This window comes from Pseudomonas sp. NFACC37-1 (genome assembly GCF_900101575.1).
Lineage (GTDB): Bacteria > Pseudomonadota > Gammaproteobacteria > Pseudomonadales > Pseudomonadaceae > Aquipseudomonas > Aquipseudomonas fluorescens_AA.
The window spans coordinates 63,110-89,092 of the sequence record NZ_FMUZ01000003.1; the positions used below are offsets into that span (position 1 = coordinate 63,110).

At 61.4% G+C, this 25,983-nt stretch carries 22 protein-coding genes; 14 read left to right on the plus strand and 8 right to left on the minus strand.

Annotated elements, in window-relative coordinates; translation table 11 throughout:
* Positions 1–64: 64 nt before the first annotated feature.
* From BLP82_RS04705 to BLP82_RS04735, 6 genes are all read right to left on the minus strand, one after another.
* Positions 65–700: a lysoplasmalogenase gene (locus tag BLP82_RS04705; protein WP_092165733.1), complete on the minus strand. Its 636-nt coding sequence runs from the start codon at positions 698–700 to the stop codon at positions 65–67.
* 2 nt (positions 701–702) lie between these two features.
* The gene (locus BLP82_RS04710; RefSeq protein ID WP_014336724.1) at positions 703–1,095 is read right to left on the minus strand and encodes a protease inhibitor I42 family protein; all 393 of its coding nucleotides are present in this window, start codon (positions 1,093–1,095) and stop codon (positions 703–705) included.
* 215 nt (positions 1,096–1,310) lie between these two features.
* Entirely contained in the window at positions 1,311–3,725 is a 2,415-nt protein-coding gene (gene lon, locus BLP82_RS04715; protein WP_092165735.1) for an endopeptidase La, read from the minus strand.
* Between the two features lie 210 nt (positions 3,726–3,935).
* Positions 3,936–5,249, minus strand: coding sequence for an MFS transporter (locus BLP82_RS04720; protein WP_092165737.1), 1,314 nt, complete (start codon positions 5,247–5,249; stop codon positions 3,936–3,938).
* A gap of 414 nt (positions 5,250–5,663) precedes the next feature.
* On the minus strand, positions 5,664–6,905 hold the full coding sequence (locus BLP82_RS04730; RefSeq protein ID WP_092165741.1) for an HlyC/CorC family transporter: 1,242 nt from the start codon (positions 6,903–6,905) through the stop codon (positions 5,664–5,666).
* 12 nt (positions 6,906–6,917) lie between these two features.
* Positions 6,918–7,730, minus strand: a complete 813-nt coding sequence (locus BLP82_RS04735; RefSeq protein WP_060739059.1) for a cytochrome C assembly family protein — start codon at positions 7,728–7,730, stop codon at positions 6,918–6,920.
* A gap of 195 nt (positions 7,731–7,925) precedes the next feature.
* Here BLP82_RS04735 and ffh point away from each other — a divergent pair, with 195 nt between their 5' ends.
* The 11 genes from ffh (at position 7,926) to BLP82_RS04790 (ending at position 18,357) form a co-directional block, all read left to right on the plus strand.
* Complete coding sequence (gene ffh / locus BLP82_RS04740) at positions 7,926–9,302, plus strand: signal recognition particle protein (protein ID WP_060739058.1); 1,377 nt, start codon at positions 7,926–7,928, stop codon at positions 9,300–9,302.
* Between the two features lie 251 nt (positions 9,303–9,553).
* Complete coding sequence (gene rpsP / locus BLP82_RS04745) at positions 9,554–9,805, plus strand: 30S ribosomal protein S16 (protein ID WP_003198088.1); 252 nt, start codon at positions 9,554–9,556, stop codon at positions 9,803–9,805.
* Between the two features lie 5 nt (positions 9,806–9,810).
* The gene (gene rimM, locus BLP82_RS04750; RefSeq protein ID WP_058544503.1) at positions 9,811–10,347 is read left to right on the plus strand and encodes a ribosome maturation factor RimM; all 537 of its coding nucleotides are present in this window, start codon (positions 9,811–9,813) and stop codon (positions 10,345–10,347) included.
* Positions 10,329–11,102 (plus strand): tRNA (guanosine(37)-N1)-methyltransferase TrmD, encoded by a 774-nt coding sequence (gene trmD, locus BLP82_RS04755; protein WP_170842268.1) that lies wholly within the window; start codon positions 10,329–10,331, stop codon positions 11,100–11,102. Before rimM ends, trmD begins: the two co-directional genes overlap by 19 nt.
* A 45-nt stretch (positions 11,103–11,147) precedes the next feature.
* Entirely contained in the window at positions 11,148–11,498 is a 351-nt protein-coding gene (gene rplS, locus BLP82_RS04760; RefSeq protein WP_003175895.1) for a 50S ribosomal protein L19, read from the plus strand.
* 132 nt (positions 11,499–11,630) lie between these two features.
* Positions 11,631–12,527: a site-specific tyrosine recombinase XerD gene (gene xerD, locus BLP82_RS04765; protein WP_092165743.1), complete on the plus strand. Its 897-nt coding sequence runs from the start codon at positions 11,631–11,633 to the stop codon at positions 12,525–12,527.
* Between the two features lie 187 nt (positions 12,528–12,714).
* Positions 12,715–13,446: a DsbC family protein gene (locus tag BLP82_RS04770; RefSeq protein WP_092165745.1), complete on the plus strand. Its 732-nt coding sequence runs from the start codon at positions 12,715–12,717 to the stop codon at positions 13,444–13,446.
* Between the two features lie 132 nt (positions 13,447–13,578).
* Entirely contained in the window at positions 13,579–14,883 is a 1,305-nt protein-coding gene (locus tag BLP82_RS04775) for a homoserine dehydrogenase (protein ID WP_072408170.1), read from the plus strand.
* Between the two features lie 104 nt (positions 14,884–14,987).
* On the plus strand, positions 14,988–16,397 hold the full coding sequence (thrC, locus tag BLP82_RS04780) for a threonine synthase (RefSeq protein ID WP_063322824.1): 1,410 nt from the start codon (positions 14,988–14,990) through the stop codon (positions 16,395–16,397).
* A 120-nt stretch (positions 16,398–16,517) separates the two neighbouring features.
* Positions 16,518–17,906 carry a transporter substrate-binding domain-containing protein gene (locus tag BLP82_RS04785; protein ID WP_092165747.1) on the plus strand — a complete coding sequence of 463 codons (1,389 nt, stop codon included), beginning with the start codon at positions 16,518–16,520 and terminating at the stop codon, positions 17,904–17,906.
* Positions 17,907–18,069: 163 nt separating this feature from the next.
* On the plus strand, positions 18,070–18,357 hold the full coding sequence (locus BLP82_RS04790; protein WP_060739052.1) for a DUF3509 domain-containing protein: 288 nt from the start codon (positions 18,070–18,072) through the stop codon (positions 18,355–18,357).
* Positions 18,358–18,682: 325 nt separating this feature from the next.
* On the opposite strand, the gene BLP82_RS04795 is transcribed toward BLP82_RS04790, so the two are convergent.
* Entirely contained in the window at positions 18,683–19,882 is a 1,200-nt protein-coding gene (locus BLP82_RS04795; protein WP_092165749.1) for a CaiB/BaiF CoA transferase family protein, read from the minus strand.
* Positions 19,883–20,029: 147 nt separating this feature from the next.
* Here BLP82_RS04795 and BLP82_RS04800 point away from each other — a divergent pair, with 147 nt between their 5' ends.
* The 3 genes from BLP82_RS04800 (at position 20,030) to BLP82_RS04810 (ending at position 23,947) form a co-directional block, all read left to right on the plus strand.
* The gene (locus BLP82_RS04800) at positions 20,030–20,572 is read left to right on the plus strand and encodes a YaeQ family protein (protein WP_003198109.1); all 543 of its coding nucleotides are present in this window, start codon (positions 20,030–20,032) and stop codon (positions 20,570–20,572) included.
* Between the two features lie 167 nt (positions 20,573–20,739).
* On the plus strand, positions 20,740–22,449 hold the full coding sequence (gene recJ / locus BLP82_RS04805; protein WP_092165751.1) for a single-stranded-DNA-specific exonuclease RecJ: 1,710 nt from the start codon (positions 20,740–20,742) through the stop codon (positions 22,447–22,449).
* A gap of 391 nt (positions 22,450–22,840) precedes the next feature.
* Positions 22,841–23,947 carry an NADH:flavin oxidoreductase/NADH oxidase gene (locus BLP82_RS04810; RefSeq protein WP_092165753.1) on the plus strand — a complete coding sequence of 369 codons (1,107 nt, stop codon included), beginning with the start codon at positions 22,841–22,843 and terminating at the stop codon, positions 23,945–23,947.
* Positions 23,948–24,060: 113 nt separating this feature from the next.
* Here BLP82_RS04810 and BLP82_RS04815 read toward each other — a convergent pair whose 3' ends face one another.
* Positions 24,061–25,689 carry a glucan biosynthesis protein D gene (locus BLP82_RS04815; protein WP_060739047.1) on the minus strand — a complete coding sequence of 543 codons (1,629 nt, stop codon included), beginning with the start codon at positions 25,687–25,689 and terminating at the stop codon, positions 24,061–24,063.
* Positions 25,690–25,983: the final 294 nt, after the last annotated feature.

The window sequence follows — 25,983 nt, forward strand, 5'->3', positions numbered from 1 at the left end:
AGCCGGCCATAATGTTGACTGACAGACCGCTATCGCAAGCAAGCTCGTTCCCACATTATTTGGCTCAGTATGGCTTTCGGGCGAACGCCGACGCTGTAATGCCCCATTGGCCCAGCCAATAGCTGACGATGATCAGGTAAGGCGCGGCATGGAAGGGGTGCACGAACCGGTTGATGCCGATGAGGCTGTCGGAAAACACAAACGCCAGCGCCCCGGCGGCGGCCAGCCACGCCGAACGCTTGGGCACGTGGGTGCCCAGCCGTGCCAACGCCCGCCAGAGCATGGCGCTGATGACCAGGCCGTAGATCACCACCGGCACCAGCAACGGCCCGAGACCGCTCGACACCAGGATTGCCAGGAGCACCGCGCCGATGCCCAAGGCCAGGGCCAAGGGCAGCAGCGCCGGTCGGCGGCAGTCGCTGAGGTAGGCTTTCAGGTAGGCCAGGTGCGCCAGCAGAAACGCGCCAAGGCCGAACACGAACAGGTCCCCCGGCCAGGCCAGCAACACATCGCCCACCAGCGAGAAAATCAGCCCGAGGCTGATCCAGCGCCGATATTCGCTGGGCGGCGCATCGTGCAGCCAGCCGAGCAAGGCCAGCACCGGCATGGGCTTGACCAGCAGGCACAGCAGCGTGGCATGCATGGCCACGCCGTACAGGTAGGTGGCCGCACCCATCAGTGCGAGGATCAGCCAACCCACGGTCAGTTCACCGCGATGGCGCAGTCAAAGGTTTCCACGGGCGGCACTTCCGGCGCCCAAGGCTGTTGATAAGTCAGGCGCAAGCGCCCGGTGCCGGCGCTGAACGCCTGGAAGCGCCAGGTCGAGACCCCCGCGGCGCCAACGATGCCGGCGTCTTCCGGATTGCGATAAACCTCCGGCCCCAAGCCCTTCAACACGCCACCGGCCGAATCCTGGATCGCCCAGCGATAACCGGTGCTGGGGTTGCTGGGCAGGCTCAGGATCAGGTTTTGTCCGTTATTGAGCCTTACCGGGCACTGGCTCAGTTTTTCCACGGTCACGTTGTTGCTGGTTTGCGTGGCGCAGGCGCTCAGCAGGGCGAGGCTGAGGGGGACGAGCAGGCGAGTGAGGGACATATGGGCAAAGGCTCCGGCATTCACGACGAACGGCGAGCATAACCGAAGATGCTACTGGGTGTGTCAGACGGGTATGTGTTGTTGCTGATGGCGCCATCGCGAGCAAGCTCGCTCCCACAGGGGGATTTGTGGTGTTCACAGCATTTGTGATCCACACCAAACCTTGTGGGAGCGAGCTTGCTCGCGATGAGGCCCGTGCAGGCGCTACAAGATGCTCAGAACAACACCTTCGCCACATCCGCAAACCGCTTGGCAAAGTGCACCGTCACCCCTTCCTTGAGGTAGTCCGGCAATTCTTCGAAGTTGCCCCGGTTGGCTTCCGGCAGGATCAGTTCGTTGATTTTCTGCCGGCGCGCCGCGATGACCTTCTCGCGTACGCCGCCAATCGGCAGGACGTGCCCGGTGAGGGTCAGTTCGCCGGTCATGGCCACGCCTTTTTTCGGCGGCTGGTTGCGGGCCAGGGATAGCAAGGCACTGGCCATGGTCACGCCGGCGCTCGGGCCGTCCTTGGGTGTGGCACCTTCCGGTACGTGCAGGTGAACGAAGGCCTCGTCAAAGAACTTCGGATCGCCGCCGAATTGCTTCAGGTGCGAGCTGACGTAGCTGTGGGCGATCTCCGCCGACTCCTTCATCACCTCTCCCAGTTGCCCGGTCAGCTTGAAGCCGCGATTGAGGGTGTGGATGCGCGTGGCTTCGATCGGCAAGGTCGCGCCGCCCATGCTGGTCCAGGCCAGGCCGGTAATCACGCCGATGCCGGACAACACCTGCTCGTTGCGGAACACGGGCTTGCCCAAGGAGGCCTCGAGGTCCTTCGGCCCAAGCTTGATCACCGCTTTCGGGTCGTCGATCAGCTTCATCACCGCCTTGCGCACCAGTTTGCCTAGTTGTTTCTCCAACTGTCGCACCCCGGCCTCACGGGCGTAACCGTCGATCAGGGCCTTGAGGGCGCTGTCGTTGATGCTCAGGCTGCCCTTGGACACACCCGCCTTGGCCAGTTGCTTGGGCCACAGGTGCCGTTTGGCGATGGCGACTTTTTCTTCAGTGATGTAGCCCGACAGGCGGATCACTTCCATCCGGTCCAGCAACGGGCCGGGGATCGAGTCCAGGGTGTTGGCGGTGCACACGAAGAGCACTTTCGACAGGTCCAGGCGCAGATCCAGGTAGTGGTCGAGGAATTCGACGTTCTGTTCCGGATCGAGGGTCTCCAGCAAGGCCGAGGCCGGGTCGCCCTGGTAGCTCTGGCCCATCTTGTCGATTTCGTCGAGCATGATCACCGGGTTCATCACTTCGACATCCTTGAGCGCCTGCACCAGCTTGCCCGGCTGGGCACCGATGTAGGTGCGTCGATGGCCCTTGATCTCGGCTTCATCGCGCATGCCGCCGACGCTGAAGCGGTAGAACGGCCGGCCCAGGGATTCGGCGATGGACTTGCCGACGCTGGTCTTGCCCACGCCCGGCGGGCCCACCAGTAGCACGATGGAGCCGCTGATCTCACCTTTGTAGGCGCCGACGGCGAGGAACTCGAGGATGCGGTCCTTGATGTCGTCCAGGCCGGCGTGGTGTTGGTCGAGCACCTTGCGCGCATGCTTGAGGTCGAGTTTGTCCTGGCCATACACGCCCCACGGCACCGAGGTCGCCCAATCCAGGTAATTGCGGGTGACGGCGTATTCCGGCGAGCCGGTTTCCAGGATGGAGAGTTTGTTCATCTCCTCTTCGATACGCTTCTGCGCCTGGGCTGACAGCACTTTGCCTTCCAGCCGCTGTTCGAATTGTTCGATGTCGGCGCTGCGGTCGTCCTTGGTCAGCCCCAGCTCCTGCTGGATGACCTTGAGCTGTTCCTTGAGGAAGAACTGGCGCTGGTGTTCGCCGATCTTGTTGTTGACCTCGGCGGAAATCTCTTTCTGCAACCGCGCCACTTCGACTTCCTTGCGCAGCATCGGCAGCACTTTTTCCATGCGTTTGAGCATGGGCACGCAGTCGAGCACTTCCTGCAGCTCATTGCCGGTGGCGGAGGTGAGCGCGGCGGCGAAGTCGGTCAGCGGCGAAGGGTCGTTGGGGCTGAAGCGGTTGAGGTAGTTCTTCAGCTCTTCGCTGTACAGCGGATTGAGCGGCAGCAGTTCCTTGATCGCGTTGATCAGCGCCATGCCGTAGGCCTTGACCTCGTCGGTTGGCTCGCTTGGCTGATGCGGGTATTCGACTTCCACCAGGTACGGTGGGCGATGGTGCTTGAGCCAGGTGCGGATGCGCACGCGGGTCAGGCCCTGGGCGACGAATTGCAGCTTGCCGCCTTCCCGGCTGGCGTGATGGACCTTCACCAGCGTGCCGTACAGCGGCAGTTTCGAGGTGTCGAAATGGCGCGGGTCTTCCTGGGGCGTGTCCATGAAGAACAGCGCCAGGGAGTGATGATCGGACTTGGCCACCAGTTCCAGGGTCTCGGCCCACGGTTCTTCGTTGACGATGACCGGCAACACCTGGGCCGGGAAGAAGGGGCGATTGTGGATGGGGATGATGTAGACCTTGTCCGGCAGGTTCTGGCCGGGCAGCGCCAGGCCGGTGCCGGAGGAAGTGTGTTCGATGTGTTCGGAATCAGCGTAGTCGTTAGTGGCTTCAGTAGAGTGCTGGTCGCTCATGGGGCACCTGCGCAATGGGGTATGGGTCTTAGATGGGGCAGGTGGGGGGTGGTTTCAATGGTGGGCGATTGTTAACGGTTATTTCATTGGCCGGTTTTACCCCGTAGGAGCTGCCGAGCGAAGCGAGGCTGCGATCTTTCCTCTGACGCTTGAGTCTCAAGTGAAAGATCAAAAGATCGCAGCCTGCGGCAGCTCCTACGGGGAGGCGCGTCAGGCGACCCGGTTCAAGTCGTTGTGGCGCGTTTCCTTCAGGCACAGCACGGCGATGACGCTGAGCAGCGCGGCCGCCGAAACATAGCCTCCGACATAGCTCAAGCCGCCCATCGCCACCAGTTTCTGGGCGAAGAACGGTGCGGCCGAGGCGCCGACGATACCGCCCAGGTTGTAGGCCGCCGAGGCGCCGGTGTAGCGTACGTGGGTCGGAAACAGTTCCGGTAGCAAGGCGCCCATGGGGGCGAAGGTCACCCCCATCAGGAACAGCTCGATGCACAGGAACAGCGCCACGCCGCCGGTCGTACCGTGGGTCAGCAACGGTTCCATGAGGAAACCCGAGGCAATCGCCAGCAGGCCACCGAGGATCAATATCGGTTTGCGGCCGTAGCGGTCGCTGGCCCAGGCGGACAGCGGCGTAGCGGCGGCCATGAACAGTACGGCAAAGCACAGCAGGCCCAGGAATGTCTCGCGGCTGTAGCCGAGGGTGGACACGCCGTAGCTCAGGGAAAATACCGTCGAGATGTAGAACAGCGCGTAACACACCACCATCGCCGCGGCGCCCAGCAAGGTCGGCGCCCAGTATTGGCTGAACAGCTCGACCAACGGCACCTTGACCCGCTCCTGGCGGGCCATGGCATTGGCGAACACCGGGGTTTCATGGAGCTTGAGCCGCACGTAGAGGCCGACGATCACCAGCACGGCACTGAGCAGGAACGGAATCCGCCAGCCCCAGTCACGAAATTGCTCGTCGTCCAGGCTCATGGCCAGGGTCAGGAACAGTCCGTTGGCCGCCAGGAAGCCGATGGAGGGCCCCAGTTGCGGGAACATGCCGAACCAGGCGCGCTTGCCTTTGGGGGCGTTCTCGGTGGCGAGCAACGCCGCGCCGCCCCATTCACCCCCCAATCCCAGGCCCTGGCCGAAACGCAGCAGGCACAACAGGATCGGCGCCCAGGCGCCAATACTGGCGTAACCGGGCAGCACGCCAATGAGCGTGGTGCACACGCCCATCAGCAGCAGGGAGGCTACCAGCGTCGACTTGCGGCCGATCCGGTCGCCGAAATGGCCGAACAACGCAGAACCCAGCGGACGGGCGAGGAAGGCGATGCCGAACGTCAGGAAGGACGACAGCATCTGTGCCGTGCCTGAGGTTTGTGGGAAGAACACCGGCCCGATCACCAGGGCCGCCGCCGTGGCATAGACGTAGAAGTCGTAGAACTCGATGGCAGTGCCGATGAAACTCGCGGTGGCCACGCGAGTGGCCGAGTTGGTCGGCTGGGCAGGCACAGCCTCATTGCAGGTAGCGGTCGTCATGCGGTTATCCCTGACAGTCATGTGCTCCGTTGGAGCGAATTATTATGGTCGAACACCCAGGGATGTGGGCGGGTATCCCGTCGCTGTTTCGGGTAGGAACAGTCCCAGGGCTGATGCGGATTTTGCCGATGGTCTGGCCGGAACCGGCCGGGTGCGGGGTAGGCACGGGGTTCGGGCGGGGCTGGGTAAGCGGGTTGAGTATAGGAAGGGGGCTAACGAATCAACAATACCTGTTGACGCCGAAACGAGCTTTTGTGGCGAGGGGATTTATCCCCGTTGGACTGCGAAGCAGTCCCAAAAACGAAGTTGCGCTGAATCTGATGCAACTGAGCTAATAGTTTGGGGGCCGCTGCGCGACCCAGCGGGGATAAATCCCCTCGCCACAACAGTGTTTCACCTTGAGCTTGCGGGGAATCAGGAAACTGCAGGCACCGAACTGTTATGCCACGCCAGCACCTGGCTGACGCGGTTGTCCACGGTCTCGATGATTTCCAGGCGATAACGCCCGATCTTCAGGCAGACCGGGCTTTCGGGGATGGTTTCCAGGGCTTCGGTCACCAGCCCGTTGAGGGTCTTGGGGCCGTCGCAAGGCAGGTGCCAGCCCAGGGTCCTGTTCAATTCGCGGATCGACGCCGCGCCATCGATCATCAGGCGGCCATCGGGCTGGGGATGGACGTGGGGGTTGTCGAGGCTGTGCTGACTCTCGAATTCGCCGACGATTTCTTCGAGGATGTCTTCCAGGGTGACGATGCCCAGCACTTCGCCGTATTCGTCCACCACCATGCCCAAGCGCCGCTGCTGCTTGTGGAAATTCAGCAGTTGCAGCTGCAAGGGTGTGCTTTCGGGCACGAAGTAGGGTTCATGGGAGGCGGCCAGCAGCGCTTCCTTGGTCAGGCTCGCGTCCGCCAGCAAGTGACGGATCTGGCGGGTGTTGAGCACCGCTTCGACCTGGTTGATATCGCTGTGGAACACCGGCAGGCGCGTCCGTCGGTTCAGGCGCAACTGTTCGATGATCTCGCCGATGGGGTCGTCGAGGTTGATCCCATCGACCTCGCTGCGGGGCACGAGGATATCGTTGACGGTGATGTTGTCCAGGGCGTGGATGCCGGAAATCGGATGCAGCCGGCCGCTGCCCTGCTCTGACTCCTGCTCGCTGCGCGGTGGCGCGGGCATTTCGTCGTCGCTCTGCTGCACCATGCCGGGCTTGCGGGCAAATGGACGCAGCAACAACTGGCTGGCGCCATTCAACAGCCAGGCAAATGGATAGAGGATCTTCAACGGTATGCCCAGCAAGGCGTTACCCAGTGCCAGCACCGCGTCGGGCTGGCGGCTGGCCAGGGTGCGCGGCAAGTAGTCGGCGAACACCAGCAGGGCGGCGCTGGTGCCGAGCCAGGCGACCCAGGGGCCGTTTTCCAGCCAGGTAAAAATCGCCAGCAAGGTGCCGATGACCACGGCCAGGGCGCGACAGAGGGTATTGCACAGGATCAGGCTGGGCAGCGGGAAGGTCAGTGTCGCCAGTGGTTTGTCACTGGCGCGCGAAGCGGTGCGCTGGGCCAGCAGGTGTTGCTGGGCGGTTTCGATCGCCGTGAACAGGGCTGACCAGAGGATCAGCACCACCAGCACGGCGAACAACGGCGCTACGGGCAACGTATCCATCAGGGCCGTCCGTCAGATATGCAGGATGTATTCACGGACCAGCTTGCTGCCGAAGTACGCCAGCATCAGCAGGCAGAAACCGGCCAGGGTCCAGCGAATCGCTTTGTGTCCACGCCAGCCGAGGCGGTTGCGGCCCCACAGCAGCACGCTGAAGACCACCCACGCCAGGCAGGCCAGCAGGGTCTTGTGCACCAGGTGCTGGGCGAACAGGTTCTCGACGAACAACCAGCCGGAGATCAATGACAGCGACAGCAGGCTCCAGCCGGCCCAGAGGAAACCGAACAACAGGCTTTCCATGGTTTGCAGCGGCGGGAAGTTGCGGATCAGCCCGGAGGGGTGCTTGTTCTTGAGCTGGTGGTCCTGCACCAGCAGCAACAGGGCCTGGAACACGGCGATGGTGAACAGGCCGTAGGCGAGGATCGACAGCAGGATGTGGGCGAGGATGCCCGGCTCTTCGTCGATGATCTGCACGGTGCCCGACGGCGCGAACTGCGCCAGCAACACCGTGGCCAGCCCCAGTGGGAACAGCAGCACCAGCAGGTTTTCCACCGGGATGCGCGAGCAGGCCAGCAACGTCAGGGCGATCACGGCGACGGCGATCAGGCTGGCGGCGTTGAAAAAGTCCAGGCCCAGGCCGATGGGCGTCATCAGATGGGTATAAAGGCTGGCCGCGTGGCCGAGCACCGCCAGCACGCCAAGCGTGACCAGCAGGCGTTTGTTCGCCTTGGCACCGGTGGCCAGGCGGGTGCCTTGATAGAGGGTCGCAGCGGCATAAAGGCAAGCGGCGGCGAGGGTGGCAAGCAAGCTGGGTGACAAGGGGAGCATAAATCCTGTTAGGCAAGCCCGAAAGGCGCTGAGTTTGGCATAGAACCCCCTCCACACGAAAGACCACAGCAAGGTGTACGCCGCACGCTTCTTCGCTATAATCCGCGACCTGCCCACGCCGCAGGCTCGCCGAGCACATTTTCACGGTCTGGGCCGCCATTATCCCGGTCTCATCTGGGCCTGAAAGGATCGCGCATGTTTGAAAACCTAACCGACCGTCTCTCGCAGACGCTGCGCCATGTCACCGGCAAGGCGAAACTGACCGAGGACAACATCAAAGACACCCTGCGCGAAGTGCGCATGGCGTTGCTCGAAGCCGACGTCGCCCTGCCGGTGGTCAAGGACTTCGTCAATTCGGTCAAGGAACGCGCCGTCGGCACCGAAGTGTCGCGCAGCCTGACGCCGGGCCAGGCGTTCGTGAAAATCGTCCAGGCCGAGCTCGAAAGCCTGATGGGCGCCGCCAACGAGGACCTGAACCTCGCCGCCGTACCGCCAGCGGTGGTGCTGATGGCCGGTCTGCAGGGCGCGGGCAAGACCACGACCGCCGGCAAGCTGGCGCGCTTCCTTAAAGAGCGCAAGAAGAAATCGGTAATGGTGGTGTCGGCGGACATCTACCGTCCGGCGGCGATCAAGCAGCTGGAAACCCTGGCCAACGACATCGGCGTGACGTTTTTTCCGTCCGACCTGAGCCAGAAGCCGGTGGACATCGCCCAGGCGGCTATCAAGGAAGCGAAGCTCAAGTTCATCGACGTGGTCATCGTCGATACCGCCGGTCGCCTGCACATCGATGAAGAGATGATGGGCGAGATCAAGGCGCTGCATGCCGCGATCAACCCGGTGGAAACCCTGTTCGTGGTCGACGCCATGACCGGCCAGGACGCGGCCAACACCGCCAAGGCGTTCGGTGATGCACTGCCGCTGACCGGCGTGATCCTGACCAAGGTCGACGGTGACGCCCGTGGCGGTGCCGCGCTGTCGGTACGGGCCATCACTGGCAAGCCGATCAAGTTCATCGGTATGGGCGAGAAGAGCGAAGCGCTCGAGCCGTTCCACCCCGAGCGTATCGCCTCGCGCATCCTCGGCATGGGCGACGTGCTCAGCCTGATCGAGCAGGCCGAGCAGACCCTCGACAAGGACAAGGCCGACAAACTGGCCAAGAAGCTGAAGAAGGGCAAGGGCTTCGACCTCGAAGACTTTCGCGACCAGCTGCAACAAATGAAGAACATGGGCGGCCTTGGCGGCCTCATGGACAAACTGCCGAACATCGGTGGCGTGAACCTGGCGCAGATGGGCAATGCCCAGGGCGCGGCTGAAAAGCAGTTCAAGCAGATGGAGGCCATCATCAACTCCATGACCCCGGCCGAGCGCCGCGACCCTGAGCTGATCAGCGGTTCGCGCAAGCGCCGCATCGCCATGGGTTCCGGCACCCAGGTGCAGGACATCGGTCGCTTGATCAAGCAGCACAAGCAGATGCAGAAGATGATGAAGAAATTCTCCGCCAAGGGCGGGATGGCCAAGATGATGCGCGGCATGGGCGGTATGTTGCCCGGCGGCGGCATGCCGAAAATGTAAAGAATCTGCGCCGGCTGTCGTGCCGACGTTGCCCCGCACGGATGCGGGGATCTCCAGCAAACCCGTGCTATGCGGGAGCTGACCTGCCGTTTTCCATGACGGCTCTATGGCAAATCTTGATCGCATGGCGCCAGGCGCCGGAAAAAGACATTTGCAAAAGTCCGGATATTCCTTAGAATATGCGGCCTTTCGGGCACCTATGCCCGCTGTGCATTTAGATTTGCAGCACCGACTACAGGAACGATGTTCACATGCTAACAATCCGTCTTGCCCTTGGCGGCTCCAAAAAGCGCCCGTTTTACCACCTGACCGTAACCGACAGCCGCAACCCGCGTGACGGTTCCCACAAGGAGCAGGTTGGTTTCTTCAACCCTGTTGCCCGTGGTCAGGAAGTTCGTCTGTCCGTGAACCAAGAGCGCGTAGCCTACTGGCTGAGCGTTGGTGCACAACCTTCTGAGCGCGTTGCTCAGTTGTTGAAGGAATCGGCTAAGGCTGCGGCCTGAGCAATATGAACGCGACGCCAAAAGATGCTGATGATTTGATCGTTGTCGGCAAGATCTATTCTGTACATGGCGTTCGCGGCGAAGTGAAGGTGTATTCCTTTACTGATCCGATCAAGAACCTGTTGGACTACAAAACCTGGACGCTCAAGCGCGAAGGTAGCGTGAAACAGGTGGAGCTGGTCAGCGGACGCGGGAACGACAAGTTCCTGGTCGCAAAGCTCAAGGGTCTCGATGATCGTGAAGAAGCGCGTCTTCTGGCCGGTTATGAGATCTGCGTGCCGCGCAACCTGTTCCCTGAACTGACCGACGGCGAGTACTACTGGTACCAGCTGGTGGGTCTGAAGGTCATCGACCACCTCGGGCAATTGCTCGGGAAAATCGATCACCTGCTCGAGACCGGTTCGAACGATGTCATGGTGGTCAAGCCTTGCGTCGGCAGCCTGGATGATCGCGAACGCCTGTTGCCCTATACCGAGCAATGCGTGTTGGCCGTCGACCTTGCCGCAGGCGAGATGAAGGTGGAATGGGATGCGGATTTCTGAACGTGGCTAATTTGCGCGTTGAAGTCATCACATTGTTTCCCGAGATGTTTTCCGCCATCAGCGAGTACGGCATAACCAGCCGCGCGGTGAAACAGGAGCTGTTGCAGCTCACCTGTTGGAATCCGCGGGACTACACCACGGATCGGCATCACACTGTGGACGATCGCCCGTTTGGCGGTGGTCCGGGCATGGTGATGAAGATCAAGCCCCTGGAAGATGCGCTGGTTCAGGCCAGGACGGCAGCCGGGGAGGGTGCGAAGGTGATCTACCTGTCGCCCCAAGGCCGCCAGCTGACCCAGTCGGCGGTACGCGAGCTGGCGAAATCGGATGCATTGATCCTGATTGCCGGCCGTTATGAAGGCATTGACGAGCGTTTCATTGAAGCTCATGTCGATGAAGAGTGGTCGATTGGCGACTATGTACTGTCTGGCGGCGAGCTGCCGGCGATGGTCCTGATCGATGCGGTTACACGACTGCTGCCTGGAGCTTTAGGGCATGCAGATTCCGCTGAGGAAGATTCCTTTACGGATGGTCTGCTGGATTGCCCGCACTACACCCGACCGGAGGTGTATGCGGATCAGCGTGTTCCCGACGTGTTGCTAAGTGGCAACCACGCGCACATCCGGCGTTGGCGTTTGCAGCAGTCCCTTGGTCGGACCTACGAACGACGCGCCGATCTTCTGGAAAGCCGCTCGCTTTCTGGAGAAGAGAAGAAGCTGCTCGAGGAATACATCCGCGAGCGGGACGATAGTTAACAACGTATCGATGGTGAGTCCGACGACTCGCCTTAGGAGCACAGCATGACTAACAAAATCATCCTTGCACTCGAAGCAGAGCAGATGACCAAAGAAATCCCTACCTTTGCCCCAGGCGACACCATTGTCGTCCAGGTGAAAGTGAAGGAAGGCGACCGTTCCCGTCTGCAAGCGTTCGAAGGCGTCGTTATCGCCAAGCGTAACCGTGGCGTGAACAGTGCATTCACCGTTCGTAAAATCTCCAACGGTGTTGGCGTAGAGCGTACTTTCCAGACCTACAGCCCGCAAATCGACAGCATGGCTGTCAAGCGTCGCGGTGACGTACGTAAAGCCAAGCTGTACTACCTGCGTGACCTGTCGGGTAAAGCAGCTCGCATCAAGGAAAAACTGGCTTAAGTCCAGCTTCCGATGCAAAAAAAGCAGCCTGCGGGCTGCTTTTTTGTTGCCTGCGATTTGCGCTTTGAGCACCCTGCATAGCTTCATTTTCCATTTCGATGCCGTGTGTGCCCGCATCCTTCAAGAGTTCTTATGCCAGCCATCGATCATCCGCTGATAGACCAGTTTCTCGACGCCCTGTGGCTGGAGAAGGGCCTGTCCGACAACACCCGTGATGCCTACCGCAGCGACCTGGCGTTGTTCAACGGCTGGTTGCAGGACAATCACCTGGAACTGCTCAATGCCGGCCGTGAGTTGATCCTCGATCACTTGGCGTGGCGCCTGGAGCAGAACTACAAACCCCGCTCGACGGCGCGGTTTCTCTCCGGTCTGCGTGGGTTTTATCGCTATTTGCTGCGGGAAAAGCTGATCGCGGTAGACCCGACCTTGCGTGTGGAAATGCCGCAACTGGGGCGTCCGCTGCCCAAGTCCCTGTCGGAAGCCGATGTGGAGGCGCTGCTGGCGGCACCCGATCTCAGCGAGGCCATCGGTCAGCGCGACCGGGCCATGTTGGAAGTCCTGTATGCCTGTGGCTTGCGCGTCACCGAGTTGATCAGCTTGACGTTGGAACAGGTCAACCTGCGCCAGGGCGTGCTGCGGGTGATGGGCAAGGGCAGCAAGGAGCGCCTGGTGCCGATGAGCGAGGAAGCGATTGTCTGGGTCGAGCGTTACATGCGCGATGCCCGTCATGAATTGCTGGGCGGGCGCCCCAGCGATGTGCTGTTCCCCAGCTTGCGCGGCGAGCAGATGACTCGCCAGACGTTCTGGCACCGCATCAAGCACCAGGCCAAGGTGGCCGGGATCAATAAATCCCTCTCGCCCCACACCTTGCGCCATGCCTTCGCCACACACCTGCTCAATCACGGTGCCGACTTGCGGGTGGTGCAGATGCTGCTCGGCCATAGCGACTTGTCCACCACCCAGATCTACACCCATGTGGCCCGGGCGCGGTTGCAGGACTTGCATGCCAAGCATCATCCACGGGGCTGACATCTGCCGCGATGACGGCGTGTCAGCCGACATCAATCCTGAGTGTGCTTACAAAACGTCGTGCGTCAGCGGCATTCGGCCACGCCAGCCTTATGTGGTAGGCTTTGCCGGTTTGCACAGTGGGCGGTTGGAACCCGAATCTGCGGGTCGGCGTTTCCCGTCTCATTTGTTCGCCTCAGGAGTCCCCATGCGTTTGATCCAGATGTTCACCGCCGCCGCCATTGCGTTGGCCAGTACCTTTGCCATCGCCGACGACGCGGCCGACAAGGCTATCCGCAAAAGCCTGGAAAACCTCCAGCTCGAAGTGCCGATCGAAGCCATCTCGGCCAGCCCCATGGCCGGCCTGTATGAAGTCAAGCTCAAGGGCAGCCGCGTGCTGTACGCCAGCGCCGACGGCCAGTACATCGTCCAGGGCAACCTGTTCGAGCTCAAGGACGGCAAGCCGGTCAACCTCACCGAGATGACCGAGCGCCAGGGCATTTCCAAGTTGATCAACGGCATTCCGGTCGCTGAAACCGTGGTTTATCCGGCGATCGGCGAAACCAAGTCCCACATCACCGTGTTCACCGACACCACCTGTCCGTATTGCCACAAGCTGCATGCCGAAGTGCCGGAGCTGAACAAGCGCGGCATCGAAGTGCGTTATGTGGCGTTCCCGCGCCAGGGCCTGGGCTCGCCGGGCGATGAGCAGTTGCAGGCGGTCTGGTGCTCCAAGGACAAGAAAGCGGCCATGGACAAGATGGTCGACGGCAAGGAAATCAAGGCCGCCAAGTGCGAAAACCCGGTTTCCAAGCAGTTTGCGCTCGGACAGTCAATAGGCGTGAACGGTACGCCGGCGATTGTTTTGGCCGATGGTCAGGTAATTCCGGGCTACCAGCCGGCGCCACAAGTGGCCAAACTGGCCCTGGGCGCGAAATGATCATGGGCGGTCCGCTTTTGAAGATCACGGCTCGGCGAACACATTCGTCGGGCCGTTAAACACAGAGTCGCGTTGCTGCGCGGCTGTATTTCACGGCCGACCTTGCGTCGGCCGTTTCATGGGGAGTCAAGAGTGAATCCGGTCAAAGTAGGCATCTGTGGGTTAGGTACCGTCGGTGGCGGCACCTTCAACGTACTTCAGCGCAACGCCGAGGAAATTTCTCGTCGTGCCGGGCGTGGGATCGAAGTGGCACAAATTGCCATGCGCACGCCAAAGCCTCAGTTCCAGACGACCGGTATTGCGATTACCAACGATGTCTTCGAAGTGGCCACGAACCCTGAGATCGACATCGTCATAGAGCTGTTGGGCGGCTATACCGTTGCCCGCGAGCTGGTACTCAAGGCCATCGAGAATGGCAAGCATGTGGTCACCGCGAACAAGGCGCTTATCGCCGTTCACGGTAATGAGATTTTCGCCAAGGCCCGCGAGAAGGGCGTGATCGTGGCATTCGAAGCCGCCGTGGCCGGTGGTATCCCGGTGATCAAGGCGATCCGCGAAGGCCTGTCGGCCAACCGCATCAACTGGGTCGCGGGGATCATCAACGGCACCGGTAACTTCATCCTCACCGAGATGCGCGAGAAAGGTCGTACCTTCGAAGACGTGCTCGCCGAAGCCCAGGCCCTGGGCTACGCCGAGGCCGATCCGACGTTCGACGTGGAAGGCATCGACGCAGCGCACAAGCTGACGATCCTGGCGTCCATTGCGTTCGGCATTCCGTTGCAGTTCGACAAGGCCTACACCGAAGGCATCACCAAGCTGACCACCGCTGACGTGAACTACGCCGAAGCCTTGGGCTACCGCATCAAGCACCTGGGCGTGGCGCGCAGCACCGCCAGCGGCATCGAGCTGCGCGTGCACCCGACCTTGATCCCGGCCGACCGCCTGATCGCCAACGTCAACGGCGTGATGAACGCGGTGATGGTCAACGGCGATGCCTCTGGCTCGACGTTGTTCTACGGCGCGGGCGCGGGCATGGAACCGACGGCCTCTTCGGTCATTGCCGACCTGGTGGACGTGGTTCGCGCCATGACCTCGGACCCGGAAAACCGCGTGCCGCACCTGGCCTTCCAGCCGGATTCGCTGTCGGCGCACCCGATTCTTCCGATCGAGGCGTGCGAAAGCTCCTACTACCTGCGCATCCAGGCCAAGGACCATCCGGGCGTGCTGGCCCAAGTGGCGAGCATCCTCTCGGAACGCGGCATCAACATCGAGTCGATCATGCAGAAGGAAGTCGAGGAACACGACGGCCTGGTGCCGATGATCCTGCTGACCCACCGGGTGGTCGAGCAGAACATCAACGACGCGATTGCGGCGCTGGAAGCGCTCCAGGGTGTCGTTGGGCCGGTGGTCCGTATCCGCGTCGAACATTTGAATTAATTTAGCGGCAAGTTATAAGCTGCAAGCCGCAAGTAGAAGCCGAGCCGCTTTGACTTGTCGCTTGCCGCTTGACCTTGAAGCTCAAACCGAAGGTTTGCCAAAAAATGCGCTATATCAGCACCCGCGGCCAGGCACCGGCCCTGAATTTCGAAGATGTCCTCCTGGCCGGCCTGGCCACGGATGGCGGTCTCTACGTGCCGGAAAACCTGCCGCGCTTCACCCAGGAGGAAATCGCTTCCTGGGCCGGCCTGCCGTATCACGAGCTGGCGTTCCGGGTCATGCGCCCGTTCGTCACCGGCAGCATCCCGGACGCCGATTTCAAAAAGATCCTGGAAGAGACCTATGGGGTCTTTTCCCACAATGCCATCGCACCGCTGCGCCAGCTCAACGGTAACGAATGGGTCATGGAGCTGTTCCACGGCCCGACCCTGGCGTTCAAGGACTTCGCCCTGCAACTGCTCGGTCGCCTGCTGGACTACGTGCTGCAAAAGCGTGGCGAGCGCGTGGTGATCGTCGGTGCCACCTCTGGCGACACCGGTTCGGCGGCCATCGAAGGCTGCAAGCATTGCGAAAACGTCGACATTTTCATCCTGCACCCGCACAACCGCGTCTCGGAAGTGCAGCGTCGCCAGATGACGACGATTTTCGGCGACAACATCCATAACATCGCCATCGAAGGCAACTTCGATGACTGCCAGGAAATGGTCAAGGCCAGCTTCGCCGACCAGAGCTTCCTCAAGGGCACGCGCCTGGTGGCGGTGAACTCGATCAACTGGGCGCGGATCATGGCCCAGATCGTCTATTACTTCCACGCGGCCCTGCAATTGGGCGGTCCGGCCCGTTCCGTGTCGTTCTCGGTGCCGACCGGCAACTTCGGCGATATCTTCGCCGGTTACCTGGCGCGCAACATGGGGCTGCCGATCAACCAATTGATCGTCGCCACCAACCGCAACGACATCCTGCACCGCTTCATGAGCGGCAACCAGTACGTCAAGGAAACCCTGCACGCCACGCTGTCGCCTTCGATGGACATCATGGTGTCGTCGAACTTCGAGCGCCTGCTGTTCGACCTGCACGGTCGCAACGGTGCGGCGATTGCCGGGCTGATGGACAGCTTCCGCCAGGGCGGCGGTTTCAGCGTCGAGCCTGAGCGCTGGACCGAAGCCCGCAAGTTGTTCGACTCCCTGGCCGTGGACGATGAGCAAACCTGCGAAACCATCGCCGAGGTGTTCGCCCAGAGCGGCGAACTGCTCGACCCGCACACGGCCATCGGCGTCAGGGCGGCCCGTGAATGCCGTCGCAGCCTGGACATCCCGATGGTGATCCTGGGCACGGCTCACCCGGTCAAGTTCCCGGAAGCGGTGGAGAAAGCCGGTGTAGGAAAAGCGCTCGAACTGCCTGCGCATCTTTCTGATTTGTTTGAGCGAGATGAGCGTTGCACCGTGTTGCCCAACGACTTGAAAGCCGTGCAGGCCTTTGTCAGCCAGCATGGCAATCGCGGCAAGCCACTCTGACCGGATAAACCTGTCACATTTTGAAGCCCGTCTCCTGACGGGCTTTCTTGTTTCTGCATGCCAAACTGGCCGGGTTTTCGCCCTTGGAGGGATGGGCGAGTCATCTCGAAGGAAATGCAGATGTCGTTTTTTATCAAAGGCAAACCAGCCCTGGGCTGGGTAATGGGCCTGGCCCTGATGTACTGGACGCAGGGAGGCAACGCGGCGCCGCTGGCGGCTTTCGAAACGCCACCGCCCAACCCAGGCGAACGGCTGGTGCTGGACGCGCAGGAATTGAAATGGATCAAGGAGAACCCCCGGGTCATCGTGGCCACGATGCAGTTTCCGCTGTACCTGTTCAAGAATGAACAGGGGCAGTGGAATGGGCTGAACCACGACGTTCTCCAGCGCATCGCCCACATGACCGGCCTTGAGTTCGTGCATCGGGAGTCATTCTCCCCCGGCGAGTTGCTGACAATGCTGGAGAATGGCGAAGCCGACATGACGACCCTGCTGGCGATGAACGAAGAGCGTCGGGACTTCCTGAGTTTCAGCCATGCATTCGGTGGTTCCGGTTGGGTATTCGTCGGCCGTGACGGGGAGTCGTCCCTCCATTCGCTGGAGCAGCTCGAAGGGAAGGTCCTGGCATTGCCGGCACGCCATGCATTGGAGGCGGAAATCAGGCGCGATTACCCGGCGATCAAATTGCGCACGACCAAGACTTTTGGCGAGGCGCGGGCGCTGGTGGAGAGCCGGGAAGCCTACGCCACCATCGAAAATGAAACCGGGGTGCATCTCTATCCCGCCGGACAGTTGCAGGTCGGCAGCGGCCTTGAGGGCAAGTGGGAACCGGACTACCTGGCGGTGCGCCAGGACCTGACCGTGCTGTTGAGTATCTTGAATAAAGCGCTGGAAGCCTTCCCCGCCGAGGACATGCGTGCACTGCGTTCGAAATGGATGGCCGGTGCGACGCCCGTCCAGGCGCCATCGATCTGGGAGCGGATGTCCCGCTGGGGTTACTGGTGTGTGACCGTGGTCGTGGTGTTTGGTCTCTTGTCCCTGCTGTGGAACCGTCGCCTGCAGATACAGATCGACCAACGCCTCAAGGCCGAAGCGGTCCTCAACGACCAGTTGATGCTCCAGCGGGCCTTGATGGATGCCATTCCCGACCCGATTTTCATCTGTGATCTGGAAGGGCGCCTGATCATGTGCAACAAAAGCTATGAAGACCAGTTTGCGACCCGCTTCGAAAAACTCCGGGGCACGCGGCTTACCGACTCGGCATCATTCCCGCCGGCTACCGCCGAGCTGCTGCATGGGGAAGTGATGGAGCAATTGCGCACCGGCCAGTCTCGATTCGTCGACCGGCAATTGATGTTCAGCGGCGGACTGCGGGAAATCTATCATTGGTCGGTGCCGTTCTATGGGGCTGATGGACAGTTGCGCGGCATTCTGGGCGGCTGGACCGATGTCGGACGGCGGTGGCGCCGTTGCGACAGGGGCCTGACTGAGCCGGCCGTCACCCCGTAACGGCTCTCGGAGAACGCTGTTGTCTGCCTGTCATATTGGACGCGCATGCTCGGTTGAACAGGTTGAAGGCATGCCGGTTCGGTGCGCTGACGAACTTTCTGCTGCGGCCCACGGTCATTTACTGTGCACATGCAGTTGTTTCGGACTATTGAAGGGTGAGCGAATGGAAAGTATCAGCCTATTGCTGAATGAAGCCTTGAGCCCGTATCAGGTGTCGCTGACTCCCTCCGGCGCCAAGGGCGAATGCCGGGTGACGCTGAAGAATGCCAGCGGGGTCATCATGGTCGAGCGAGTGTTCAATCAGGCCCAATTGACCGACAAGCGTCAGTTGACGGACGTGGTCGATGGCCTGCATCGCGATGTGCTGATTGCCGAGGGTCGCCTGGAGCCCTGTGTGATTGCGGCGCTGCGCAATCTGGCGCGCGACAAGGTCATGGTCGCGGCGAATTGACTGGGCTTTTGTGGGAACCTTCCTACGTCTTGATGAGTCAGACCCTTTACCAGCAAGAGCGAGCATTGTGCTCCGGTGCTTGTCGCTTGTTGTGCGGACCTTGAATGGTCACGTTTAACCCCGAGTCGTCTCCCCACTTCTCGGGGTTTCTTTTTGCCCGGCGTTTATGTTTTTTGGTGTGTTCTGTCGGGCGCAGGAAGCTTTTGTGGGAGCGAGCTTGCTCGCGATAGCGGAGTGTCAGTCGAGATCGATGCGGCTGATCTGACGCCATCGCGAGCAAGCTCGCTCCCACAGTTTGATCTCCCGTGACTGCCCCTGCAGTGCCTCAAATGGCGCCGTCACTGCGCAGTTTGGCGATCTGCTGTGGGTCGTAGCCCAGCTCACCGAGCACTTGTGCGTTGTGTTCACCCAGTGCCGGCCCGACCCATTCGCAGGTGCCCGGGGTGTCGGAGAGCTTCGGTACGATCCCCGGCATCTTGAACGCCTTGCCGTCCGGCAGCTTGGCCTGCAGAAACATCTCACGGGCCAGGAACTGCGGGTCGCTGAACATATCCTCGGCGCTGAAGATCCGACTGGCCGGCACCCCGGCCTGGTTCAGTTGGTCGATAACGCTGTCGAGCGGCAGCGCGTTGACCCAGCGATCGATGACCCCGTACAGCTCGTCACGCCGACTGTCACGGCCATCATTGCTGGCCAGTTGCGGGTCATTGGCCAGGTCGTCACGGCCGATGATCTGCATGAAACGCTTGAAGATCGCATCGCCGTTGGCGCCAATCTGCACGTGCTTGCCATCGGCGCTGGTGTGGATGGACGAGGGGGTGATGCCGGGCATGATATTGCCGGTGCGCTCGCGGATGAAGCCGAACACGTCGAACTCCGGCACCATGCTTTCCATCATGGCGAAAATCGCCTCGTACAAGGCCACGTCCACCACTTGTCCGGTGCCGCCGTTGATCTCCCGGTGACGCAGGGCCATCAATGCGCCAATCACGCCCCAGAGGGCGGCGATGGAGTCGCCGATGGAAATCCCGGTGCGCACCGGTGGGCGGTCTTCGAACCCCGTGATGTAGCGCAGGCCGCCCATGGATTCGCCCACCGCGCCAAACCCCGGCTGGTCTTTCATCGGCCCGGTCTGGCCGAAGCCCGAAAGCCGCACCATCACCAGTTTCGGGTTCAAGGCATGCAGCACCTCCCAGCCCAGGCCGAGCTTTTCCAGCACGCCGGGGCGAAAGTTTTCGATCAGGATGTCGGCTTCGCCGAGCAGTTTTTTCAGGATCGCCAGGCCTTCGGGGTGCTTGAGGTTCAAGGTCAGGGACTTCTTGTTGCGCGCCTGGACGAACCACCACAACGAGGTGCCTTCGTACAGCTTGCGCCACTTGCGCAGCGGATCACCGCCGTCGGGCGATTCGACCTTGATGACTTCGGCACCGAATTCGCCGCAGATGCGCGAGGCGAAGGGCCCGGCGATCAAGGTGCCCAATTCGATGACTTTGACGCCGGCAAGGGGTTTGGCAGTAAGCGACATGGCGGATCCTGTAGGACAAAGGCAGAACGAATAGAGCGTTTTATCATAGGCCAGGGCCGGTCGCCGCAGGTTGATGGTCGGCAATTCGTGGATTGCCTGCGTCATCGGTTAGACTTGCCGCCTTTCCTCGTATCAAGAAGTCCGTTCATGGCCCAGCCGTCCACGACCTACAAGTTTGAACTGAACCTCACCGACCTCGACCGCAATGTGTACGAGAATGTGAAGCAGACCATCGCCCGCCACCCTTCGGAAACCGAAGAGCGCATGACCGTGCGCCTGCTGGCCTACGCGTTCTGGTACAACGAGCTGCTGGCATTTGGTCGTGGTCTGTCAGACGTCGATGAACCTGCGCTGTGGGAAAAGAGCCTGGATGACCGTGTGCTGCACTGGATCGAAGTCGGCCAGCCGGATGCCGATCGCCTGACCTGGTGTTCGCGCCGGACCGAGCGCACCAGCCTGCTGGCCTATGGCAGCCTGCGGGTGTGGGAAGGCAAGGTGATCCCGGCGGTCAAGAACCTGAAGAACGTCAACATCGCCGCCGTACCCCAGGAAGTGCTCGAAACCCTGGCCCAGGACATGCCCCGGGTGATCAAGTGGGATGTGATGATCAGCGAGGGCACGATTTTCGTGACCGACGACCGGGGCCAGCATGAAGTCCAGCTGCAATGGTTGCTGGGCGAGCGCGGTTGAACCGCCCCGGCATCAAGTGAACTCATTGTGGGAGCGAGCTTGCTCGCGAATACGGTAGATCAGTTTGCATTTATGTTGAATGTGCCGCCGCTTTCGCGAGCAAGCCCGCTCCCACACAAGCTCCCTGCCAGAACTTTCACGATTATCCAGAGAAATGTCGTCACCCCATGCGCATAGAACCCCGCCAACTGCCCGACACCCTGCCATTTCTCGGTGACCTGCCGCCCCTGTTGACGCGCCTGTACGCGGCACGCGGCGTACAATCCGAGGCTGAACTGGACAAGAGCCTGGCGCGCCTGATTCCCTTTCAGCAACTCAAGGGGATCGACGCCGCGGTGGATCTGTTGGTGACGGCATTGGAGCAGCGCCAGCGCATCCTGATCGTGGGGGACTTCGATGCCGATGGCGCGACCGCCAGCACCGTGGGGATGCTCGGGTTGCGCCTGCTCGGTGCAGCCCATGTCGATTACCTGGTGCCCAATCGCTTCGAATATGGCTACGGGCTGACCCCGGAAATCGTCGAAGTCGCCCTGGCCCGCGCACCGCAGTTGCTGATCACCGTGGATAACGGCATCTCCAGCGTGGAAGGCGTGGCGGCGGCGAAAGCGGCGGGGCTCCAGGTGCTGGTCACCGACCACCACTTGCCTGGTCTCGAATTGCCGGCGGCCGATGCCATCGTCAATCCGAACCAGCCGGGCTGCGAATTCCCGAGTAAAGCCCTGGCGGGTGTCGGGGTGATTTTTTATGTGCTGATGGCCCTGCGGGCGCGTCTGCGCGGCCTGGGGTGGTATGCCAGCACCCCCCAGCCGAACATCGGCGAATTGCTCGACCTGGTGGCCCTGGGCAGCGTGGCCGACGTGGTGCCCCTGGACGCGAATAACCGGATCCTGGTGCACCAGGGCCTGGAACGGATTCGCGCCGGACGCGCCCGGCCCGGCATCAAGGCGATCCTGGAAGTGGCCAAGCGCGACGCTTCACGGATTACCTCCACCGACCTCGGATTTATCCTCGGGCCGCGTCTGAATGCGGCAGGGCGCCTGGACGACATGAGCCTGGGCATCGAATGCCTGCTCACCGACGACCCGGCCCTGGCGCGGGAGATGGCGGCGCAACTGGACGGCATGAACCAGGACCGCAAGTCCATCGAGCAGGGCATGCAGCGTGAAGCCCTGGCTCAACTCAAGGACCTGCCGGTGGAGTCGATGCCATTCGGTTTGTGCCTCTTCGATCCACAGTGGCACCAAGGGGTCATCGGCATTCTCGCCTCGCGGATGAAAGAGCGCTATTTCCGCCCGACCATCGCCTTTGCCGATGCCGGGGACGGTTTGCTCAAGGGCTCGGGGCGCTCGGTACCGGGCTTTCACATTCGCGATGCGCTGAGCGTGGTGGCGGCGCAGCATCCGACCCTGATCAGCAAGTACGGCGGTCACGCCATGGCGGCGGGGCTGACGTTGCCGGAAGCGAATTTTCCGTTGTTCGCCGAAGCGTTCGACGCGGAAGTGCGCCGGCAATTGCGCGAAGAAGACCTGACCGGCCGGTTGTTGTCGGATGGCACCCTGGCGGTGGAGGAATTCCACCTCGAACTGGCCCGGGCGCTGCGCCATGCCGGTCCCTGGGGCCAGCATTTCCCGGAGCCGATGTTCCATGGCGTGTTCCAGTTGGTCGAACAACGGGTGGTGGGCGAACGGCACCTGAAGGTCATTCTCAAGAGCGAGTGCGGCTCGGTGAAGCTCGACGGCATCGCCTTCGGCATCGACCGCGAGATCTGGCCAAACCCTACCGTGCGCTGGGTGGAACTGGCCTACAAGCTCGACCTCAACGAGTTCCGCGGCCAGGAAACGGTGCAGTTGATGATTGCCCATATCGAACCGCGCTAGCCTCTAGCTGTGAGTTCCTGTGGGAATACTTTCTGTGGCGAGGGGATTTATCCCCGCTGGGCTGCGCAGCAGCCCCAAAATATCCCAGCCCCGAATTTCTTCAGCCAAACGGCATTGGCCGGGTTCACGGCTGCTTCGCAGCCGAACGGGGATAAATCCCCTCGCCACAAAGTCACAGGCCTGATCGAGAGTAATCTGGTCACACCGTCGGTTTTTAAGTTCTGAACCCTCCTGCCTCCCGGGTTGTCGACTAGGCTCTAAGCACTGCTTGATAGCCCTTGTGACGTCTTGTCGATTTTTTGCCCGCGGGGGCGGGTGTTGCACCTTCTTGTCACTCGTCGACTTTTCAAACAGAACCCTGGAGCCTGCCCACTGATTCGAGAGGTGCCCCATGAGTCTGCTGCTGGAACCCTATACCCTTCGCCAATTGACCCTGCCCAATCGCATCGCGGTATCGCCGATGTGCCAGTATTCGAGCACCGATGGCCTGGCCAACGATTGGCACCTGGTGCACTTGGGCAGCCGCGCCGTGGGCGGTGCCGGCCTGGTGTTCACCGAAGCCACCGCCGTGACCGCCGACGGTCGTATCACCGCCCAGGATCTGGGGCTGTGGAGCGATGAACAGATCGAACCCTTGCAACGCATCACCCGGTTCATCACCGCCCAAGGCGCCGTGCCGGGCATACAACTGGCCCATGCAGGGCGCAAGGCCAGCACCTGGCGACCTTGGCTGGGCAAGCATGGCAGCGTCAAACCGGCGGATGGCGGCTGGGTGCCGGTCGGTCCGTCGCCGATTGCCTTCGATCCGCAACACACCCAGCCGGTGCAGTTGGACGAAGGGCAGATCGCCGGGGTGATCCAGGCCTTCGTGGATTCGGCCAGGCGCGCCCTCACGGCCGGTTTCAAGGTGGTCGAGGTCCACGCGGCCCATGGTTATCTGCTGCATCAGTTCCTGTCGCCCTTGAGCAATCAGCGGCGCGATCAATACGGCGGCTCGTTCGAGAACCGCATCCGCCTGGTGCTGCAAGTCACCGAAGCGATCCGGGCCGTATGGCCGCAAGAGCTGCCGGTGTTCGTTCGCGTCTCCGCCACCGATTGGGTCGAGGACGGTTGGAACCCGGATGAAACCGTGGAGTTGGCGCGGCGCTTCAGGGCGCTGGGGGTGGACCTGATCGATGTGTCATCGGGCGGCACGGCCGCCAATGCGGAAATCCCCACCGGCCCGGGTTACCAGACACGCTTCGCCGAGCGGGTGCGCAAGGAGTCGGAAATCGCCACCGGCACCGTCGGCATGATTACCGAGCCGGCCCAGGCCGAACACATTCTGCGCACCTGCCAGGCCGACATCATTTTCCTGGCCCGCGAACTGTTGCGCGATCCGTACTGGGCCCTGCATGCCGATGATGACCTGGGCGGCCGCAAGGCCACGTGGCCGGCGCAGTACCAGCGGGCCACGCATCGGGACCAGCCGATTCATGAGTCGGATTTGCGCGATTGAGTGCCCAGTAAAACAAAAAGCCCCGGTCGTCATTGGCCGGGGCTTTTTCTTATTTGAAATCGTTGGTGCCTGTACTGCCGCCTTCGCGAGCAAGCCCAGGCACCCGATCACTGTCAGGGATACTTGCGCTTATCCGGTGCCGGCGGGAAGTACTGGTACAACCAGGTCTCGCTCAAGGTGCGGTCCTTGGTGCGAATGAACAGGCGCATCTGCACCGGGTCCACCCGGTCATCGGTCGGGTACCAGTCGAAGGTAATGCGGTAACCCTTGATCGCATCCAGCACCAACACATTGAAGTCCTTCACTTCGCCGTGGGAGCAGGTCACCACCGGTTCGATGCCGGTGCCCGGCGGCAGTTGATCGAGGCCGCCGCCGCTGAAGTCCACGGCGAAACGACGTGCCCAGACGGTCGGGTAATGCTCGCCCGGTGCCCAGCCTTCGATGAAACCGCCCATGCCAGAACGGGTGGCGTCGACGTGGGCCAGGTCGGTGCTGACCGGCGGCAACGCGCTCCAGTAGAGCTTATAGCCATAGTTCAGCGAATCACCGGCGGCCACCGGTTTTTTCGGCGTCCAGAACGCGACGATGTTATCCAGGGTCTCTCCGGTGGTAGGAATTTCCAGCAGGTCCACCGAGCCTTCGCCCCACGCCGTCGTCGGTTCGACCCACAGGCTTGGACGCTTGCTGTACCAGTCCACGGTGTCCTGGTAACTGGCAAAGTCGTGGTCGGTCTGCACCAGGCCGAAACCTTTCGGATTGTTGTCGGCGAAGGCATTGAATTGCAGGGTGGCAGGGTTGTTCAACGGACGGCAGACCCACTCGCCGTTGCCGCGCCACATGGCCAGCCGGTCGGAGTCATGGATTTGCGGGTGAATGGTGTCGCACATGCGCCGTTCCACGGTGCCGCAGCTGAACATGCTGGTCATGGGGGCGATACCCAGTTGCTCGATGGCGGTACGGGCATTGATGTGCGCATCGATTTCCATCACCACCCGGGTCGGCTGGCAATCGATGTCGAACCGATAGGCACCGGTGGCGCTGGGGGAGTCGAGCAGGGCGTAGACCACGAAACGGGTGCTGTTCTTGTCCGGGGTTTCGAACCAGAACTTGGTGAAGTCCGGGAATTCCTCACGCTTCTTGGCGTAGGTGTCGATGGCCAGGCCGCGGGCCGACAGCCCGTACTGGCCGCTGGCATCCACGGCGCGGAAATAGCTGGCCCCCAGGAACGAAACGATGTCATGTCGATCCAGCTCCGGCGCCTTGAAGACACGAAAGCCGGCGAAGCCCAGGTCACCCGTCAGTTGCGAGGTGTTGACCGTGGTTTTCTCATAGTTGAACAGTTCCGGACGGAAGTGCACTTCACGAGCCATACGCGTCTTCGGGTCGACGCTGTACATGCGCACCGGCTGCTTGAAACCCATGCCGACGTGGAAGAACTGTGCGTCCAGTTGCCGCCCTTCCAGGTCATTCCATAACGAGTGATTGACGTCGTATTGGATGGCGTTGAACTGCAGTGGCGACATTTGCGCCAGGGTGGGTGGCAGGACTTGCTTGGTGTCGACGTAGCGGCTTTCGGCCAGCCGCCGGGCCTGATCCTTCAAACCGTTGAAATCGAAGGGACGGGCTTCGCCGTCGGCAGTCTGATCGGCGGCCCAGGCGCGTGCGGCCATGAGCCCGGAGGCCGACAGCCCGGTGTAGGCGGCGAAGGCCATGGAGGCCTTGAGCAGATTCCTGCGGTGCATAAATACAACCTTTCTCGAAACAATCCCGCGCCGATCCTGGCAACAAAGACTGATAAAGGAGTTCGGACATGCCTTTGGCCAAACGCTACGAACGTTAGAACAGATGCCTGAGAGCTGGATCGGTTCACCGAGGCGCAAAATCATAGGGGAAATACGGGCTTTGAGAGCAGGGAAAGCGTGGCTTGGTCAAATTTTCTTACAGTTATTTCTTTTTTTATGTCGATTCCAACTTTTTTTGACTAATTACTCTAAAACTCCCTTTTCACGCTTTGAATCCTCCCTATTCTTTAGCGT